This window comes from Ruegeria sp. YTSA108 (assembly GCF_059610185.1).
On record NZ_JBXWND010000003.1, the window covers coordinates 204,593 to 223,135 of the forward strand.

Annotated in this window: 15 protein-coding genes; 6 read left to right on the forward strand and 9 right to left on the reverse strand. The window is 58.1% G+C overall.

The genetic code is table 11. The features are described from left to right. Positions 1 to 44: 44 nt before the first annotated feature. On the forward strand, positions 45 to 2,060 hold the full coding sequence (locus AC2FHW_RS06325) for a M3 family metallopeptidase (protein WP_496676520.1): 2,016 nt from the start codon (positions 45 to 47) through the stop codon (positions 2,058 to 2,060). Here the strand turns inward: AC2FHW_RS06325 and AC2FHW_RS06330 are convergent. Genes AC2FHW_RS06330 through AC2FHW_RS06355 form a run of 6 tightly spaced genes read right to left on the reverse strand, consistent with a single transcriptional unit; the run spans position 2,057 to position 8,620 of the window. Beyond that, positions 2,057 to 2,989 (reverse strand): 2-hydroxyacid dehydrogenase, encoded by a 933-nt coding sequence (locus tag AC2FHW_RS06330; RefSeq protein ID WP_496676517.1) that lies wholly within the window; start codon positions 2,987 to 2,989, stop codon positions 2,057 to 2,059. The genes AC2FHW_RS06325 and AC2FHW_RS06330 overlap by 4 nt on opposite strands. Before the next feature lie 15 nt (positions 2,990 to 3,004). After that, positions 3,005 to 4,144, reverse strand: coding sequence for a rod shape-determining protein RodA (gene rodA, locus AC2FHW_RS06335; protein WP_142635590.1), 1,140 nt, complete (start codon positions 4,142 to 4,144; stop codon positions 3,005 to 3,007). Then, positions 4,141 to 6,090 carry a penicillin-binding protein 2 gene (gene mrdA, locus AC2FHW_RS06340; RefSeq protein ID WP_271948353.1) on the reverse strand — a complete coding sequence of 650 codons (1,950 nt, stop codon included), beginning with the start codon at positions 6,088 to 6,090 and terminating at the stop codon, positions 4,141 to 4,143. The genes rodA and mrdA overlap by 4 nt, the downstream gene beginning before the upstream one ends. Further along, on the reverse strand, positions 6,090 to 6,623 hold the full coding sequence (locus AC2FHW_RS06345) for a rod shape-determining protein MreD (protein WP_496676512.1): 534 nt from the start codon (positions 6,621 to 6,623) through the stop codon (positions 6,090 to 6,092). Before AC2FHW_RS06345 ends, mrdA begins: the two co-directional genes overlap by 1 nt. Next, positions 6,616 to 7,518, reverse strand: coding sequence for a rod shape-determining protein MreC (mreC, locus tag AC2FHW_RS06350; RefSeq protein WP_281972515.1), 903 nt, complete (start codon positions 7,516 to 7,518; stop codon positions 6,616 to 6,618). Before mreC ends, AC2FHW_RS06345 begins: the two co-directional genes overlap by 8 nt. Before the next feature lie 55 nt (positions 7,519 to 7,573). Then, complete coding sequence (locus tag AC2FHW_RS06355; protein WP_142635599.1) at positions 7,574 to 8,620, reverse strand: rod shape-determining protein; 1,047 nt, start codon at positions 8,618 to 8,620, stop codon at positions 7,574 to 7,576. 154 nt (positions 8,621 to 8,774) lie between these two features. On the opposite strand from AC2FHW_RS06355, the gene rlmJ reads away from it, so the two are divergent. Next, the gene (gene rlmJ, locus AC2FHW_RS06360) at positions 8,775 to 9,560 is read left to right on the forward strand and encodes a 23S rRNA (adenine(2030)-N(6))-methyltransferase RlmJ (RefSeq protein WP_271948350.1); all 786 of its coding nucleotides are present in this window, start codon (positions 8,775 to 8,777) and stop codon (positions 9,558 to 9,560) included. Positions 9,561 to 9,741: 181 nt separating this feature from the next. Here the strand turns inward: rlmJ and AC2FHW_RS06365 are convergent, their stop codons facing one another. Further along, positions 9,742 to 11,313 (reverse strand): 2-isopropylmalate synthase, encoded by a 1,572-nt coding sequence (locus AC2FHW_RS06365; protein ID WP_142635603.1) that lies wholly within the window; start codon positions 11,311 to 11,313, stop codon positions 9,742 to 9,744. 283 nt (positions 11,314 to 11,596) lie between these two features. On the opposite strand from AC2FHW_RS06365, the gene AC2FHW_RS06370 reads away from it, so the two are divergent. Beyond that, positions 11,597 to 12,262, forward strand: coding sequence for an SDR family NAD(P)-dependent oxidoreductase (locus tag AC2FHW_RS06370; protein ID WP_496821635.1), 666 nt, complete (start codon positions 11,597 to 11,599; stop codon positions 12,260 to 12,262). A gap of 6 nt (positions 12,263 to 12,268) precedes the next feature. Here the strand turns inward: AC2FHW_RS06370 and AC2FHW_RS06375 are convergent, their stop codons facing one another. Beyond that, positions 12,269 to 13,738 (reverse strand): MORN repeat-containing protein, encoded by a 1,470-nt coding sequence (locus AC2FHW_RS06375; RefSeq protein ID WP_271948348.1) that lies wholly within the window; start codon positions 13,736 to 13,738, stop codon positions 12,269 to 12,271. A 146-nt stretch (positions 13,739 to 13,884) separates the two neighbouring features. Between AC2FHW_RS06375 and AC2FHW_RS06380 the strand changes: the two genes are divergently transcribed. From AC2FHW_RS06380 to AC2FHW_RS06390, 3 genes are all read left to right on the forward strand, one after another. Beyond that, positions 13,885 to 15,543: an NAD+ synthase gene (locus AC2FHW_RS06380; RefSeq protein ID WP_496821638.1), complete on the forward strand. Its 1,659-nt coding sequence runs from the start codon at positions 13,885 to 13,887 to the stop codon at positions 15,541 to 15,543. A 288-nt stretch (positions 15,544 to 15,831) separates the two neighbouring features. Continuing rightward, positions 15,832 to 16,071 (forward strand): hypothetical protein, encoded by a 240-nt coding sequence (locus AC2FHW_RS06385; RefSeq protein WP_496821640.1) that lies wholly within the window; start codon positions 15,832 to 15,834, stop codon positions 16,069 to 16,071. Between the two features lie 154 nt (positions 16,072 to 16,225). Continuing rightward, on the forward strand, positions 16,226 to 17,554 hold the full coding sequence (locus AC2FHW_RS06390) for an NAD(P)/FAD-dependent oxidoreductase (RefSeq protein ID WP_496821642.1): 1,329 nt from the start codon (positions 16,226 to 16,228) through the stop codon (positions 17,552 to 17,554). Between the two features lie 3 nt (positions 17,555 to 17,557). Here AC2FHW_RS06390 and AC2FHW_RS06395 read toward each other — a convergent pair whose 3' ends face one another. After that, positions 17,558 to 18,490, reverse strand: coding sequence for an MBL fold metallo-hydrolase (locus tag AC2FHW_RS06395; RefSeq protein WP_282021615.1), 933 nt, complete (start codon positions 18,488 to 18,490; stop codon positions 17,558 to 17,560). Between the last annotated feature and the right edge of the window lie 53 nt (positions 18,491 to 18,543).

Consider the following 18,543-nt stretch of genomic DNA (forward strand, 5'->3'; position numbering starts at 1 on the left):
TCGAACGCGCCGTCGTTCTTAGGTAGGGGACAAAGGAGACTTCAATGACCAACCCGATTCTGTCCGCCTGGACCAGCGCGTTCGAAATTGCACCGTTCGACACGATATCCGACACGGATTTCGCCCCGGCCCTGGACGCGGCCATGCAGGCCCATAACGCTGAGATTGGCACGATTGCCTCTAACCCGGAGGCCCCGACTTTTGCCAACACGGTCGAAGCGCTGGAAGCTGCAGGAGAGATGATGGACAAGGTTCTGTCGGTATTCTTCACGGTCGCGGGCGCAGACAGCAATCCCTTGCGTGAGGAGTTGCAGCGCGAATTTTCACCCAAGCTGGCCGCGCATTTCTCGGGGATTTCGTCCAACAAGGCGTTGTTTCAGCGGGTTGCCGATCTGTGGGCGCGCAAGGATGAACTGGGCCTGACGGATGAGCAGGCACGCGTTCTGATGCTGTCGCATCGCGGGTTTGTGCGCGCTGGTGCGGCGCTTGAGGGAAACGAAGACACGCGGATGCAAGAGATCAAAGCGCGGCTTGCCTCGCTGGGGACGTCCTTCACCCAGAACCTTCTTGCCGATGAGCGCGATTGGTTCATGGAATTGTCCGAAGATGACCTACAGGGGCTTCCTGATTTTGTGGTCAATTCTGCCCGGGCAGCGGGTGAGGAAAAGGGTGCAAAAGGACCGGTTGTCACCCTGTCCCGGTCACTGATCGTACCGTTTCTGCAGTTTTCACCGCGCCGGGATTTGCGCCAGAAAGCCTATCGCGCATGGACTGCCCGGGGGGCAAATGGCGGCGAGACTGACAACCGGGAAATTGCCGCCGAAATCCTGCAGTTGCGTCAGGAACGTGCAAAGCTGCTGGGCTATGAAAGCTTTGCCGATTTCAAACTGGAAACCGAAATGGCCCGCACGCCCGACCGCGTCCGTGATCTGCTGATGCAGGTTTGGGAGCCTGCCAAAACGCGCGCCAATGCTGATGCCGAAATCCTGACGCAGATGATGCAGAATGATGGGGTCAATGGGCCCTTGGAAGCGTGGGACTGGCGTTACTACGCCGAGAAACGCCGCAAGGCTGAACACGATCTCGATGAGGCGGCGCTGAAACCGTACCTGCAGTTGGATCGCATGATCGAGGCCTCTTTTGCCTGCGCGAACCGTTTGTTCGGGCTGGAATTCAAGCAGTTGGACATACCGCTGTACCATCCGGACTGCCGGGCCTGGGAGGTGACACGGAACGGGCAACATATCGCGGTGTTCATTGGGGATTACTTTGCACGCGGCTCCAAACGGTCAGGCGCTTGGTGCAGCGCGATGCGCGGGCAGGCAAAGTTTCCCAAGGTGCAGACTCCGGTCGTGATCAACGTCTGTAATTTCGCCAAGGGTGATCCGGCGCTGCTGTCTTACGACGACGCTCGGACTTTGTTCCATGAATTCGGCCATGCGTTGCACCAGATGCTGTCGAACGTGACCTATGAAAGCATCTCGGGCACCTCCGTTGCGCGCGACTTTGTCGAGCTGCCCAGCCAGCTATACGAACACTGGCTTGAAGTCCCAGAGGTTCTGGCCGAATTCGCCACTCATGCCGAAACCGGCGCGCCGATGCCGCAGGAGATGCTAAAGAAAGTGCTCAAGGCCGCCAATTTCGATCAGGGGTTCCAGACTGTAGAATATGTGGCCTCGGCGCTGGTTGATCTGGCCTTTCATGAGGGCGCAGCGCCCGACGAGCCGATGGCGAGACAGGCAGAAGTTCTGGCGGATCTGGGAATGCCCGCGGCAATCGGGATGCGCCATGCCACGCCGCATTTTGCGCATGTGTTTGCTGGTGACGGCTATAGCGCTGGCTATTACAGCTATATGTGGTCCGAGGTCATGGATTCAGACGCCTTCGCCGCGTTCGAAGAGGCGGGGGGCGCCTTTGATTCCGAACGCGCAAAAGCGCTGGAGGAAAATATCCTGTCCACCGGCGGTTCCCGCGAAGCCGAAGAACTATATCTGGCCTTCCGCGGTCGTTTGCCGGGGGTCGAGGCCCTGCTGAAGGGGCGCGGCCTTATCGCAGCCTAATATCCCAATTCGCGGTCAACGAGGTGCAGAAAAGGCTCGCCCGCCTCACCTCTGCGAATATTATCACTGATCACCTGCGCCGATGTAACGGGGCGGGTTTCAGAGGCAATGTGAGGCGTCACCGTGACGTTTGGATGCGTCCAATACGGGTGGTTCGCAGGCAGCGGTTCGACCCGGAAAACATCCAGCGTTGCGTGACCGATCTGGCCCGTATCCAGAGCTGCCAGCAAGGCTAAATCGTCGATCAGCGGTCCTCGGCCCGGGTTGATGATATGCGCACCCTTGGGCATCAGGGACAGGGTTTCGGCGTTCAGTGTGTTTTCCGTGGCAGGCGTATCGGGCAGCAATAAAACCGCGATCTCGGCCTGTGTCAGTGCCGCACGCAACCCATCCTCACCGTGAAAGCAGGTGACCCCGGGGATGGCCTTGGCCGAGCGGCTCCAGCCGGTAACGTTGAACTTCAGTACAGACAGCGCGCGGGCTGCGGCCTCTCCCAATGCGCCAAGGCCCAGGATGCAGACGGTTCTGTCCGGGGCCAGCGGTGGTGGATCTGGGGCCCAAACCCCATCCTGAACCGTGATGTGCCGGTCCATACCCAGATGATAGCGCAGCACGTGACCGACGACCCATTCGGTCATTCCCTGCGTCAACCCGTGGTCCACCATTCGCGCCAGCGGCACGGTCAGAGTGTCATTCTCGACGATGCTTTCGATCCCAGCCCAAAGGCTGAGCACGGCCTTGAGGCGGGTGTAAGGTGCAAAATCCCGTAAGCCGCTATTGGGCGCATAGACGACGTAATCCACCTGATCTGGTTCAAACTTGGTGCCTAGCTGAAACGCGACCCCGGCATTAGTCAGGTATTGTGTCATCAAAGGTTGATACACGGGCCATAGTTCGGGGCGTGCCGAGAACAGGATGTTTGCAGTCATAACAGGCCTTTCGGATCAGCGGGGGCGGTGAATATGGGCACTTTGGACGATGCCGAAAGCTGCCATCAAAACCAGCATGGCCGAACCGCCATAGCTGACCATCGGCAGGGGAACTCCTACGACTGGGGCCAAGCCCATGACCATCGACATGTTCACGGCAAAGAATAGGAAGAAGTTCAGTGCGATACCCAGCGTGACCAAAGAGGAAAACCTGTCTTTGGTTGTCAGGGCCGTAACCAGGCAGAAGATCAGGATCAGCCCATAGAGAACCAGCAGGGTGATGCCGCCGACAAATCCGAATTCTTCGGCCAGCGTCGTAAAGATGAAATCTGTGTGTTTCTCGGGCAGGAAGTTCAGGCGCGATTGTGTGCCCTGCATGAACCCGCGCCCGTTCCAGCCTCCGGACCCCAGCGCGATCTTGGACTGGGTGATGTGATACCCCGCGCCCAGCGGATCGGTGGAGGGATCAAGAAAGGTGTCGATGCGGCGGAACTGGTAATCCTTGAGCAACTGCCACTCGGTTCCGCGGCTGTTGAAGACCGTGGCGATCAGACCGACACCCGCGGCGATAACCGCAGCGAAATAGGCCCAGTGAACGCCGGCAAGAAACATCAGGCCTCCCCCCGCCGCCAGCAGCAGGATTGAGGTGCCAAGATCTGGCTGACGCAACACCATGAAGGTGGGGATCAGGATCAGGATGACAGGGATCAGAACCCAAAGGGGGTGTGACGTTTTATGCGATGGGAGCCAGTCGTAATAGGCCGCAAGCACCATCACCAGTGCTACTTTCATCACCTCTGATGGCTGCAGGCGCATGAACCCCAGGTCGATCCAGCGTTGCGCGCCCATGCCAACTGTTCCGAACAACTCGACCACCACAAGTAGAGCGATCGAGGCCAGATAAGCCAGAACCGACATATTTCGCCAGAACCAGATCGGGACCAGTGCCACAATGAACATCGCGGTCAAGCCCAACCCAAAGCGTTCCATCTGAGGTTCGGCCCAAGGGGTCCATGATCCACCCGCCACCGAGTACAGCATCAGGAACCCTGCGCTGGCCACGCTGATCAGCAGCAGGGTCAGGGGCCAGTTCATATACAGGAACTTGCGGAACCCCGATGGCGTGGATTTGACGGCATATTCAAGATAGCTCATGCGCGGTCCTTCTGGGGCGGACGCGCTTTGGGGCGGCGGTCGCCCTCCAGCCGTTTTTGCTGTTCCTTGATACGCTCACGATCGGCGGCCGGATAGGCTTCGAGTGGTGGCGTACCGTTGTACAGCGCCTGCAGCATGATATCCCGTGCAACTGGTGCCGCGGCCTTCGACCCCCCCCCGCCATGTTCCACCACGACGGCTACGGCGTATTTCGGGTTGTCATAGGGGGCAAAGCTGACGAACAGCGCGTGGTCACGGCGTTCCCAAGGCAGGTCTTCGTTCCGGATAACGCCAGCCGCACGTTCTGCCTTGGTGATATTGCGGACTTGGCTGGTGCCGGTCTTGCCCGCCATACGGAACTCATCCGAGATGATACGGCTGCGATAAGCCGTGCCGCGCCGGTCGTTCGAGACCGAAAACATTGCCTTGCGGACATATTCCAGATTAGTCCGATTGACCGCGAGCGGTTCCCCCGCGCCCGAGGGTTGTTCAACCCCATTGACCGAACGCACAAGGCGTGGCGAGACCGCACGCCCAGTTGCAATCCGGGCTGTCATGACGGCTAGTTGCAGCGGTGAGGCCAGCATAAAGCCCTGACCGATTGAGGCATTGGCAGTGTCACCTACCAGCCATTCTTCGCCGTGGACACGCTCTTTCCAAGCCTGATTGGGGGCAAGCCCTGCAGCCACTGCGGACATCGGGATATCGTGTTTCACGCCCAGCCCAAAGATACGAGCCATGTCGGAGATATTGTCGATGCCTGTGCGCAGGGCAACGTCGTAATAATACACATCGCAGCTGCGTTTCAGAGACAGACCAAGATCAACTGTACCATGCCCGCCGCGTTTCCAACAATGGAACCGGCGACTGCCGACTTTCAAGTGGCCGGGGCAGTAAACAGTGTTTCCAGGACCGATGACCCCAGCCTCAAGCGCGGCCATTGCGGTGATCATCTTAAAGGTCGAGCCGGGTGGATAAGTGCCCTGTACTGTCTTGTTGGCCAACGGGCGATAGTTGTCTTGTGTCAGAGCCCGGTAATCGGCAACCGAGATTCCGCGCACAAAAAGGTTGGGATCAAAGCTGGGTGCGGAACTGATGGCGCGGATATCACCGGTCTCACAGTCGATCACCACTGCTGCGGCGCTTTCACCAGCCAAACGGGCCTGAGCGTATTGTTGAAGATCGGCATCGACCGACAGTTGCAAATCGGCCCCGGCCAAACCTTCTTGACGGTCAAGTTCACGCATCACGCGGCCGGTGGCGTTCACTTCGACGCGTTTGGCGCCTGCTTTGCCGCGCAGGCTGATTTCCTGTTTGGCCTCAAGCCCGACCTTGCCGATCTGAAAACGGGGAATGCGCAGAACGGGTTCCGGATCTTCTATCTGACTGAGGTCGTAATCGCTGACCGGTCCGACATAGCCGACGATATGCGCGAAATCCTCATATCTGGGATATTGCCGGGTCATCCCGACCTCGGGTGTGACACCGGGCAGGGCGGGGGCGTTGACGGCAACTTTCGAGATATCTTCCCACGTGACTTGATCGGCCAGAGTGACCGGCAGGAACGGGGCCGATCTGCGCATTTCGGTCATGGCGCGTTCGATCTCATCCTCGGTCAGTGGGATCAGTTCAGAAAGCTTGGAGATGACGGCTTCAACATCTCCTGCATCTTCGCGCACCATGACGATACGGTAGGACGGAGAGTTTTGCCCGATGATCTGCCCGTTGCGATCGTATATTCGACCACGTGTGGGCGGGATAAGGCGGATGTTAATCCGGTTTTCCTCGGCCAACAGGCGGTATTCGTCAGCCTGATCTACCTGCATAAACCGCATCCGGGCAGCCAGACCCCCGATAAAGGCGGCTTGCAGGCCTCCAAGGATCAGCGCACGGCGTGGCAAACGTTTATAGGCGAGGCCCTGTGACTTAGGTTTGCGCTGTTTCATTACCGCCCTCCCGACAGGCCAGGGTCAGAAGGTGCGACACGACGCACACCAAAACCGTTCTGACTGAGCAGAACGATCAATGGGTAGATCCCGATTGTCAGAACCACTTGCACCACGACCATCCCCAATGCCGCTTGTTGCACGGACAGAATAGCAAGAATGACGCGATTCAGGAAAAAAACAGCTGTGATCACGACGGCAACGGTGGTCCATTCGCCCAAAAAGCCCGCGTCGCGCAACCCGGGAGTTGCGGACCGAAGATAGGCAGTACCCAACACAACAAGCGCGGCCAGCAAGCCGGGGGGACGTTGAAACAGAAGGTCGGCTGCCAGCATGATCAGGGCGACCAGCAGGGTTGGCACATATTCGGGGCGCCGCAGAACCCAGGCAAAGGTCAACGCAATCAGGAAATCCGGAAACGGCCAGCGATCCGGCTGCGTGTCCAGTGGCAGCAGGTGCAGGAACAAGACCAGCAGCGCCATCAGCAGATACAGGCCACGTTTGAGCCACAGATTGGATGCGGCACTATCCATCGCCGGTCTCCGTCGGTGTCAGTGCCGCTTCGGGTTGGCGTGGGCCGACAATTCCTCCGGGGTCCTGAATAAGTGGCGCAGACTGATAGCGCAGCACTCTTAGAAATTTGAGCCGTTCAAAATCTGCAGACAGCCGCACCCGCAGGCGGCCACCCGGATCAGCAGTAATCTGACCGATCAGCAGGCCGCCAGGGAAAACGCCGCCATCCCCCGAGGTCACAACCCTGTCGCCCGGGCGCACCAGTTCGCGGTTCTCCAGAAACTCAACCACAGGCGCGGCGGTGTTGTCCCCGGCAATCAGAGCGGTCTGCCCCGACGGTTGAATCGTGGCAGGTATCGCGCTGGATGCGTCGGTCATCAGGATCACCCGCGCGGTATCTGGACCAACACCCGAGATACGACCGACAACGCCAATCCCGTCCATGGTGGCCCATCCATCCATGATTCCGTCACGCTCGCCCACGTTCAACAGAACCGACTGTCGGAACGGAGAACCGCTATCGGCCATGACGACCCCGGTAATATAGGTCAGGCGCGGATCGAGACGCACATTGTTTAGATCCAGAAGCCGGGCATTTTCCTGCTCAAGTTGCAGTGCGGCCTCTTTCCAGGCGCGCATCAGACGCAACTCGCTGCGCAATTCCTGGTTCTGCTCGCTCAGGCGTTGATAGCTCTGAAAATCCCGTGCCAGATTGACCGCAGCGGTAACCGGAACCATCGCCCAATCCATCGAGGGCACCACGTTGTCAACAACCTGCGCCCGAAACCGTTCGACGCGAGGGCTGTCAATGCGCCAGACCAGAAAGATGCCCAGAAGGCACAGAACCACGATCCCCAGCAGCAGACGGCGGAGCGGGGTGGTGTATTCATCGCGCTGTGATCGGTCCTTTGCCACAGGACTCCTTCCCGTGCTGCTCGCGCCCGAATGTACCCTTTAGAGGGTGCGCGCCTTAGCTTTCGTAGTCAATCGCGTGGCGCAGCTGTTTTTCGTATTCCAGTGCCTTGCCGGTGCCCAAAGCCACACAGTTCAGGCTTTCATCAGCAATTGACACGGCCAGACCTGTCTGTTCCCGCAGTGCCAAATCCAAATCGCCCAACAAAGCACCGCCACCGGTCAGCATGACGCCGCGGTCCACGATATCTGCGGCCAGATCAGGCGGCGTGGTTTCAAGTGCGGTCATAACGGCTTCGCAGATTGCCTGAACCGGTTCCGACAGGGCCTCGGCGACCTGCGCCTGGCTGATTTCGATTTCTTTGGGCACGCCATTCAACAGATCGCGGCCACGGATATGCATCGACTGGCCGCGCCCGTCATCAGGCATACGGGCGGTTCCGATGGTGGTCTTGATCCGCTCGGCGGTGGATTCACCCACCAACAGGTTCTGCTGGCGGCGCAAGTATGAGATAATCGCCTCATCCATTCGGTCTCCGCCAACGCGGACCGAACGGGCATAGACAATGTCGCCCAGCGACAGAACGGCAACCTCGGTGGTGCCGCCGCCGATATCCACGACCATGTTGCCGGTCGGGTCAGTGATGGGCATTCCTGCACCAATAGCCGCAGCGATGGGTTCGGCGATCAGTCCCGCCCTGCGAGCGCCAGCGGACATAACCGATTGGCGAATGGCCCGTTTTTCAACAGGCGTAGCACCATGGGGGACACAGACAATGATTTTGGGCTTTGAGAAGGTGGAGCGTTTATGCACCTTACGAATAAAGTGCTTGATCATCTCTTCAGCAGTGTCGAAATCCGCAATCACGCCTTCGCGCATGGGGCGGATCGCTTCGATCGAACCAGGGGTTCGGCCCAGCATCAGCTTGGCATCCTCACCGACGGCGAGGACTTTCTTAACCCCATCCTTGACGTGGTAAGCCACAACTGAAGGTTCCGACAGGATCACACCGCGCCCTTTGACATAAACAAGCGTATTTGCTGTTCCAAGGTCGATCGCCATGTCCGCTGAGAACAAGCCGCCCAGATTGCCAAAGATGCCCATGTTGTACTGATCCCGTTCGTCAGAATTTCTACTGCCCGCGACTCGACGGTTCCGGGACGGATGTCTTATAGGGTGCCATCTCGCCCGGTAAAAGGGCTGATTCCGCGTAACTCAGCACCTTTCCGCCTTATTGAGAGGGACTTTAGAAGGCAACATGCTCTCTTATCAACACATTTACCACGCCGGGAATCTGGCTGATGTTCAAAAGCACGCTCTTTTGGCATGGGTACTGGACTATCTGACGCGAAAAGATAAGCCGATAACCTATCTGGAAACCCATTCCGGGCGTGGCCTGTACCAGTTAGACGCAGCAGAAGCCGTGCGCACAGGTGAGGCAGCCGTAGGTATCAAGCGAGCGCAGCGCGAAGGGTGGTTTCCGTCTGATCATCCTTTGTCGCAGGCGCTGGCCAAGGTTCATGAACGGCACGGAGAAAACAGCTATGCCGGTTCACCTCTGATCGCGGCCAACCTGCTGAGGGATCAGGACAGCCTGCATTTCGCAGAGCTGCACCCGCAGGAATACGCGGCATTGTCGATGACCATGTCCCCCTTTGGGGCAAAGGAGTACAAACAGGACGGGTTTGAGCTGGCGCAGTCGTTGCTGCCGCCAACGCCGCGGCGCGGGATGCTGATGATCGATCCCAGCTATGAGGTGAAGGCGGATTATGACCGGCTGCCGGGCGTGATCTCAAAACTGCACCGTAAATGGAATGTGGGCGTCATCGCGCTGTGGTATCCGATCCTGACCGATCAACGTCAGGCCCCGATGGTTGCCGCGTTGAAGGCGCAGGGTTTTCCCAAGGCGATCCGTCATGAAGTCCGGTTTGCACCTGCGCGGGAAGGTCACCGAATGGTCGGATCAGGGATGTTCCTGCTGAACGCGCCCTTTGGCATCCAAGATGAAATGGACCGTCTGTCAGAGCTGTTCAAAGGGCTGTGACGCCAGTCTGATTTCGGACCACAAGGTTCTCCCGCCTCATCTGCCAGCATCTAAAGATGCCGTCAAACGTGTTGGGCCCGGCAGCGCGCCGCAGGCGCGCTGCCGGGCCCAAAGCCGCAAGGGCGTCCGGTGTAGCCGGGCACCCGCGGGTGCGGGAGCCCTTGGGAGTTTCATCTGGCGGTCAGGTCAGGTCCTTGTAGCTGATTTCACGCGTGTCTGCACCTGGCCCGGCCTTTTCACGGCGCATGATCAGGCGGTTCAGTGCGTGGATATAGGCCTTGGCGGATGCCACGACCGTATCGGTATTCGCTGACTGACCGGTGGCGATCATGCCGTCCTCTTCCAGCCGAACCGATACGGTTGCCTGCGCATCAGTACCCTCGGTCACAGCATGGACCTGATACAGTTGCAGGCGGGCGGTGTTGGGATAGATTCGGCGAACGGCTTTGAAGGTGGCATCGACTGGACCGTCGCCATGTTCGGTCGCGACAATGTCCTTGCCATCCACTTCCAGCTCGACCGTCGATTCCGCCTGACCGCCGGTGCCGCAGGTGACTTTCATCGAAACCAACTGCAGGCGATCGTCGGCCTCATCATCCTGGCTCATCAACGCGATCAGGTCGTCGTCAAAAACCTCTTTCTTGCGGTCGGCCAGATCCTTGAACCGCACGAAGATGTCCTTGAGCTGATTGTCACCGACCTCAAAGCCGAGCGTTTCCAGCTTATCGCGCAACGCAGCCCGGCCCGAGTGTTTGCCAAGCGGCAAAGAGGTGCCCGACAGGCCGATATCTTCAGGGCGCATGATCTCGAAATTCTCTCGGTTCTTCAGCATGCCGTCCTGATGGATTCCGCTTTCATGCGCAAAGGCATTCTTGCCGACAATGGCTTTGTTGAACTGAACCGGGAAGCCCGCAACCGTCGCAACCCGGCGCGAAATATGCATGATCTTGGTGGTATCAATGCCAGTGTGCCACGGCATGATGTCATTGCGGGTGCGCAGCGCCATCACAACTTCTTCCAGCGCAGTATTGCCCGCACGCTCGCCAAGGCCATTGATGGTGCATTCGATTTGACGCGCACCACCAGCGACAGCCGCCAGAGAGTTCGCCGTCGCCATGCCAAGATCGTTGTGGCAATGGGTGGCAAACACCACCTCATCCGCGCCCGGAACCGTTTCGATCAGGCGCTTGATCAGGTCAGCGGATTCGACAGGTGCCGTGTAACCGACAGTGTCGGGTATGTTGATCGTCGTGGCACCGGCCTTGATCGCGATCTCGATCACACGGCACAGATAATCCCACTCGGTCCGGGTCGCATCCATCGGCGACCACTGTACATTTTCGCACAGGTTGCGGGCGTGGCTGACGGTTTCGTGGATCTTGTCGGCCATCTCGTCCATGGTCAGGTTCGGAATGGCACGGTGCAGTGGAGAGGTGCCGATGAAAGTGTGGATGCGGTTCTTGCCAGCGTGTTTGATCGCCTCCCAGCAGCGGTCGATATCAGCGAAATTCGCACGGGCCAACCCGCAGATGCGGCTGTTTTGCGATCGCTCGGCAATCTCGCTGACGGCTTTGAAGTCGCCTTCTGATGCGATCGGGAAACCGGCCTCGATGATGTCGACACCCATCTCGTCCAGCAGTTCCGCGATTTCCAGCTTTTCGGCATGGGTCATGGTCGCGCCGGGGCTCTGCTCGCCGTCGCGCAAAGTGGTGTCAAAGATCAAGACGCGGTCTTGGTCGGTCACATTGGTCATGGGATTCTCTTTCTTCTTCTGTCCTAAAGCCTATGGCGCGCGGGCGTCCTCCTCTGAGCGGGCGCGCCGGGTGGCACGCTCAGAGGCGGATTAGGATCAGTAGGCCACGCAGAGACGCACCGCAGGGGGCGGTGTCGGCAACAAGGATATCTGCGCGGTTGATCATGGGGTTGAGCTTATACAGCGCATGCGGGGAATGAAAAGTAGGAATTTCATGCAGACGTCAAAACCTGCACGAATCGTGACGGTTGATTGCCGAGTGAAGACCGCTAGTTGATCCGGAATGGAGAAAGCTCTCATCATAGGTGCCTCGGGTGGTATCGGTGCCGCGCTGCAAAGGCTGTTGACCATGCAATCCGTAGACGTAGCCACCTTGTCGCGTTCTGCTGATGGTTTCGACCTCACGAATGTCGAAGCTGTCGGCCCGGCTCTGGAAGCATTGCAATGCCCGTTTGACATGATCTTCGTTGCGACGGGTGCTTTGGAAATCAATGGTGCACAGCCAGAGAAGTCCATCAGATCAATTTCAGCGCAAGCAATGATGGACCAGTTTGCCCTGAATGCGGTTGGCCCGGCCCTTGTGCTGTCACAGGCCGCGCGGCTGTTGCCACGGGAAAGGCGATCTGTCGTGGCGGTGTTGTCCGCCCGCGTCGGATCAATCGGAGATAATCGGCTGGGGGGATGGATCAGCTATCGGGCCGCAAAAGCGGCGGCCAATCAGATCGTGCGCACATCCGCGATTGAGCTGGCCCGCACCCACAAACAGGCGATCTGTGTGGCCCTGCATCCGGGCACAGTGCGTACAGAATTCACGCGCAAATATGTCGGGCGACACCCGGCCGTTGAATCGGATGAAGCCGCGCGAAACCTGCTGAGCGTCGCCAAGGCACTTGTGCCCGCAGACACGGGCGGGTTCTTCGACTGGGCTGGAAAACCTGTGCCGTGGTGAGACCCGCTAACCGTCAGAGGCAGGGCTGGTTGCCGTTGTCGCGCTGTCGTCTGCCGGAGCACTCTCCTGCGGCTCGCTGGTGTTTTCACCCGGCAGAACACCGTTTTCCCAGACGCCGGTTTCTTCTTTGCCGTCTGCATAGCGCATCGTGCCGTCACCGTGGCGTTTGTTGTCCAAAAACCCACCTTCGTACACGTCACCAGTCGCATAGGTAGCGGTTCCGGTGCCGCTGATCTTCCCCTCGACCCAACCGCCTGTATAGGTGAAGCCGCGCGGTGTGGTTATCGATCCTTGCCCGTGGCGCTGCCCATCTTTGAAATCGCCCTTGTAGGTCGTTCCGTCCGGGAAGCTGGCTTTGCCCTCGCCCTGGCGCGCACCGTCGACCCAATCGCCTTCATATTTGTACCCGTTTGCAAATGTCAGAACACCGGTGCCGTGGTTCAGACCGTTCTTGAACTGCCCATCGTAGATGGCGCCGTTCGGGTAAGTGGCCTTGCCCTGACCCTCGAAGACTCCGGCGATCCAGTCGCCGTCGTAAATCAGGCCATCAGGATAGGTGTGCATTCCTTTGCCATGGGGCAGGTCTGCACTGAAATCACCGACATAGGTCGAACCGTCAGGATAGGTCAGCTCTCCGAGGCCCTCAATCTGGCCGTCTTTCCACTCACCGGTATAGTCGAACCCATCCGTGCCCAGAAAACGGCCTTTGCCGTGGCGGCGATCATCGTGATAGTCACCTTCGTAGATGGCGCCACTGGCATAGGTTGCCTTGCCTTTGCCCTGTCGGCGCCCATCAAAAAAATCGCCTTCATACAAATCGCCATTGGCTTGCAGTAGACGGCCTTTTCCGGTCATGCGATTTTCGGACCAGTCACCCGTATAACTCATACCTTCCGGCCGCGTCAGGCTGCCTGTGCCATGACGCTTGCCGTCTTTGATGTCGCCCTCATACACGTTGCCTTTGGCTGAGGTGATCTTGCCTTTGCCCTGCTTGACCCCGTCGACCCAATCGCCCTCGTACACCTCTCCGGTCGGGTCGGTCAGAGTGCCTTGGCCGTGGTGCCTGGCATTCTTGAACCCACCTTCGTATTTCGCTCCGTTGGCATAGACGGCGACTCCTTGGCCGTTGAACGAGCCATCGGCCCATTCCCCTTCATAGCTGCCACCATCAGCATAGACGATCGTTCCGAACCCTTCGGGTTGACCGTTGGCAAAGGCGCCCTGATAGATCGACCCGTTAGCATAGCGCGCAATACCCTGGCCCTGAATTTCGCCTTCGATCCATTCGCCTTCGTATTCGAAACCATCCGGCAACTGGTAGGTGCCGGTTCCGTGCCGCAGGCCATTTAGGAACGTGCCTTCGTATACGCCGCCCACTTCGTCATCGGCCACGACTACCTGATCGTTCTGCGCGAAGGCGGTCAGCGCTGACAGGGTCAATGCAACTGCGGCGATTGAAGTGCGAAAAACGTTCATGTTTGGTCCTGTCTGCGCGAGCATCGTGCTTTTGCGCAAAACTAGGATACCGACGCAGGCAGGGCAACGGCTTTTGCCTTATTGGTCTTTCACTCGCGGTGCGATCTGGTAAATGGCAATAGGACAGACGAGGGCAAGAGGGCAGTATGGCCGACCGTTTCCGTATCACTCTGGCGCAACTCAATCCCATTGTCGGGGATTTGGAAGGCAATGCGGCCAAGGCTTTTTCTGCGTGGGAGCAGGCGCGTGAGGCCGGTGCCCAACTTGTTGCTTTCCCCGAGATGTTCATCACCGGCTATAATACGCAGGACCTTGTGATTAAGCCCGCGTTCCACAAAGCCGCAATGAAAGCTGTTGAGGCGCTTGCGGAACGTTGCGCCGATGGACCTGCGATTGCGATCGGCGGGCCGTGGTTCGAAGATGACCGGCTGTATAACGCCTATCTCATCCTCAAGAACGGCAGGATCAGCAGTAAAGTGCTGAAACATCACCTGCCGAATGAGACAGTCTTTGACGAAGTGCGCCTGTATGATTCCGGCCCGCTGGGCGGTCCCTATTCGGTTGGCAACTCTCGGATCGGCAGCCCAATCTGCGAAGACAGCTGGCATCCGGATGTTGCCGAGACGCTGGAGGAGACAGGAGCCGAATTTCTGTTGATCCCCAACGGCTCGCCTTATTTCCGAAACAAATATGATGTGCGCCTGAACCATATGGTGGCGCGCGTGGTTGAGACCGGATTGCCGCTGATTTACCTGAACATGGTCGGGGGGCAGGACGATCAGGTCTTTGACGGGGCGACCTTCGGGTTGAATCCAGGCGGAGAACTGGCATTCCGTATGCCTGTGTTCGACGAAGCGATAGCGCATGTGGATCTTGAACGCGGCGACGCAGGTTGGCGCATAATTCCGGAAGAGATTGTGCCGCAGCCAGATGCTTGGGAGCAGGATTATCGCGCGATGGTCCAGTCTCTGCGTGATTACATGGCCAAAACCGGGTTCAAAAAGGGTGTTCTGGGTCTATCTGGCGGCGTTGATTCAGCCCTTGTCGCGGCAATAGCGGTGGATGCGATTGGCGCTGAAAATGTTCGCTGCGTGATGTTGCCATCGGAATATACCAGCCAGGATTCTTTGGATGATGCCGAAGCGGTGGCTAAGTCGTTGGGTGTTCACTATGATTTCGTCCCTATTGCACAGGGGCGCGCGGCGATCACGGATACGCTTGCCCCATTGTTTGCCGGGCGAGACGAAGATCTGACCGAAGAAAACATCCAGTCCCGCCTGCGGGGGCTGTTGCTGATGGCCCTGTCGAACAAGTTCGGCGAGATGCTGCTGACCACAGGCAACAAATCCGAAGTCGCCGTTGGATATGCCACGATCTATGGGGATATGAACGGTGGTTATAATCCAATCAAAGACCTGTACAAAACCCGCGTGTTCGAGACTTGCCGCTGGCGCAATGCCAATCATCGCGGCTGGATGAAAGGCCCTGAGGGTGAAGTCATCCGACCCTCGGTCATCGACAAACCTCCTAGTGCCGAGTTGCGCGAAGACCAGAAGGACAGTGACAGCCTGCCGGATTATCCGGTTCTGGACGCCATTCTGGATATATTGGTTGATCAGGATGGGTCGATCGCGGATTGCGTGGCCGCCGGGTTCGAAGAAGCCGTTGCGCGCCGGATCGAACATTTGGTCTATATCAGCGAATATAAACGGTTTCAGTCCGCCCCGGGGACACGTTTGACCAAGCGGGCATTCTGGCTGGATCGCAGGTATCCTATCGTGAATCGTTGGCGCGACAGGACCTGACGCCTTACAGGAATCACCATTTTGACGCGAAAACTGTTTCCATTTTATGGGCAATAACCGCTTGCTTCTGGAACTGTTTTTAATTTTGAGTGCAGTGGCTTAGATTCTCTTGGGCGTATCCGAGCTCCACTTGATACCCGGTCTTTTTTTTGCCACATTTTAGCTTGATTGTTGCCCCATGTGGGGCGGATGCGACGCATTGTGGGAAATAGGTGTTAATGAGCTTTCCCTTCGGTCTTTAGCGACGCGTCCGAAATTGGATGTCTGAGTTAACGATTTGGTGCCATTATGTACGATGAATACGATAAACCGCTTCATTCACCGCCAAAATGGCGGTCTATGCAATCCGAAGGTCGGTCTCTGGATGAGGCAAAGGTAGATGCTGCCATTGCCAATTTGTTGAATGAAGAGGTGCCCAAAGAGGAATCCACGACGGTGGGCCCCGGCGCGCAGTTTCTGGTAACAGAAGCCGAGGTGCCCGCTACCTCTTTGCGTCAGAAACTGGCTGAATTGTGCGGCGCGGCCTGAAGTTTTCAAAATCCTGAATTAGATGCGCTGGCTTGCCACGTTGGCCGAATGGTCACAGGCCTGAGCAATAGTCATTGACGCAAAGTTTCTTCTGTTGCGTCTGTCGTGATCCCGCGCCTTCATTGCGGTCCGTGCAATGAATTATGAGCGGTTGATGCCTGGCCCCAAGCCTAATGCTGTTGAACCCGATCTAAAGCTGCCAAAAGCCGTTGATGTTGTTGTCATTGGTGGAGGAATTATTGGGGCATCAACCGCCCTCGAACTGTCAGAGCGGGGAATGTCTGTCCTTCTGTGCGAAAAGGGACAAATTGCCTCCGAGCAGAGTTCACGGAACTGGGGATGGGTGCGTTTGGGTATGCGCGATCCTCGGGAAATCCCGCTGATGCAGGAATCACAGCGTATCTGGGCGCAGCTCGATCAACGCACCGGGCGCAAGACAGGTTTCACACAGGCAGGTATCCTGTTCGGCGCCTCTGGCAAGCGGGAACAGGGCAATCTTGAACGCTGGCTTCGCCATGTGGAGGGGTTGAATACTGGGGCAAGGATGGTGTCCGGGGCTCTGTTGGCGGAACTAATGCCAGACCATCGGACGGGGTTGGATTGCGCATTGTTTATGCCGCAAGACGGTAGGGCGGAACCGCAATGGGCTGCACCCGCAATCGCCGAAGCTGCGCGTGACCGGGGGGCTCTGTTGATGACCAACTGTGCAGTGCGCAGTCTGGATACAGAGGCGGACCGTGTCGTCGGTGTCTTCACAGAACGCGGTCGCGTGGCCTGCGGCAATGTCGTACTGGCGGGCGGTGCGTGGTCGCGCTTGTTTGCAGGGAATGCTGGAGTTGATTTTCCACAACTGAAGGTGCTGAACACCGTATTCCGAACCTCTCCGGTTTCCGGTCCTGAGGCTGCCTTGTGGTCGGACGATTTTGCAATACGCAAGCGGGACGACGGAGGGTATACGATTGCCTCCGGGCACGAAAACACCGTTGATATCGTGCCGGATAGCCTTCGTCTGGCGTGGCAATTTCTTCCTGCGTTTCGCCAGGAGTGGCGGTCGCTGCGGTTTCGGGTGTCGAAGCGGTGGGCCGAAGAGGCGCGACAAGATCGGAGGTGGTTGCCCACGGATGTGACACCGTTCGAACTTTGCCGCACTCTGGATCCCGAACCATCGCGCCGGGTGTTGCGGCGGGCTTGGAAAAGCGCAATCAGTGGTATTCCCGCGCTAAAGCAGGCTGAAATCGTTCAGAGTTGGGCAGGGATGATTGATGTAACGCCGGATGCGATCCCGATCATCTCGCACGTGGACCACAGGCCCGGCCTGTTCATCGCTACGGGTTTCTCGGGTCATGGGTTCGGGATCGGGCCCGGTGCCGGGCGGCTGATGGCTGATCTGGTCTCGGGCAACGTCCCCTGTGTTAATCCGGCCGTTTTCCGCCTGTCCCGCTTTGCTGACGGGTCGAAAATCCGGCCGGACCCGGGGTATTAGACGTTAACCCATCATCTGATAGCTGACCGGGACAAATCGGAACCCATCGCCGCGCGCCTCGACGTAACCGGCTGCAGGGAAGGGCATGTGATATCCGATCATCGGAACTTTGTCTGCCGCCAGCATCCCCAGCACATTGCGGCGTGAAGCGGTGGCTGCGGCTTTGTCCATGTCGAACTTTACCTCCCACTCGGGACGAGCAAAAGACCACACATAGTGATTGGCCAGATCGGCCGTCAGCACCAGACGTTGACCGTTGCTTTCCAGATGAAAGACCGTGTGTCCGGGGGTATGCCCATGCGCTGAAACGGCGGTTATTCCGGACAGAACCTCGCCGCCATCGCCGACAAAGGTCATCTTTTCGGCCATTGGGGTCACTTTGGCGGCGACCAGATCGCCGACCCGATTGCCGGAATCCTGCGCGGCCCAAAAGTCATACTCGGATGATGCGGTGACATAGCGCGCATTCGGGAAGGTTGGCGCGTCATTTGTGGTCATGCCGCCAATATGGTCAGGGTGCATATGGGTGATGACGACGACGTCGATTTGATCCGGGTTCACGCCTGCATCTGCCAATGCCGCCTGAATGCCGCCTTGCCCAAGGCCAGTATCAAACAGCACAAGTTCAGATCCGGTATTGACCAGCGTTGGTGTGAAAAAGAACTGGGCTTTATCGGCAGGAATAAAATTCTGGGCCGATACGTTTGCAAATTCCTCATCCGTGGCACCGCCGCCGAAAATCTCTTTGGCGCCATCGCGCGGCAGGCTGCCATCCAGCAGAGTTGTTACGGTGAAATCGCCCAGCTGGAACGATTTCGCGATGGTTGAATTCGCTTTGGTATCGCTTGCTGCAGCCAGGATGGGGGTAGCAGCTGATGCAAAAGGCAATGCTGCCGCCGCGCCCAGTGCGGCCCTACGAGTTAGTGTAACGGTCATTTTGAGATCTCCCTGTGTGTGCCAGCACTTTGAAGATAGGGTATCGCCCGAGG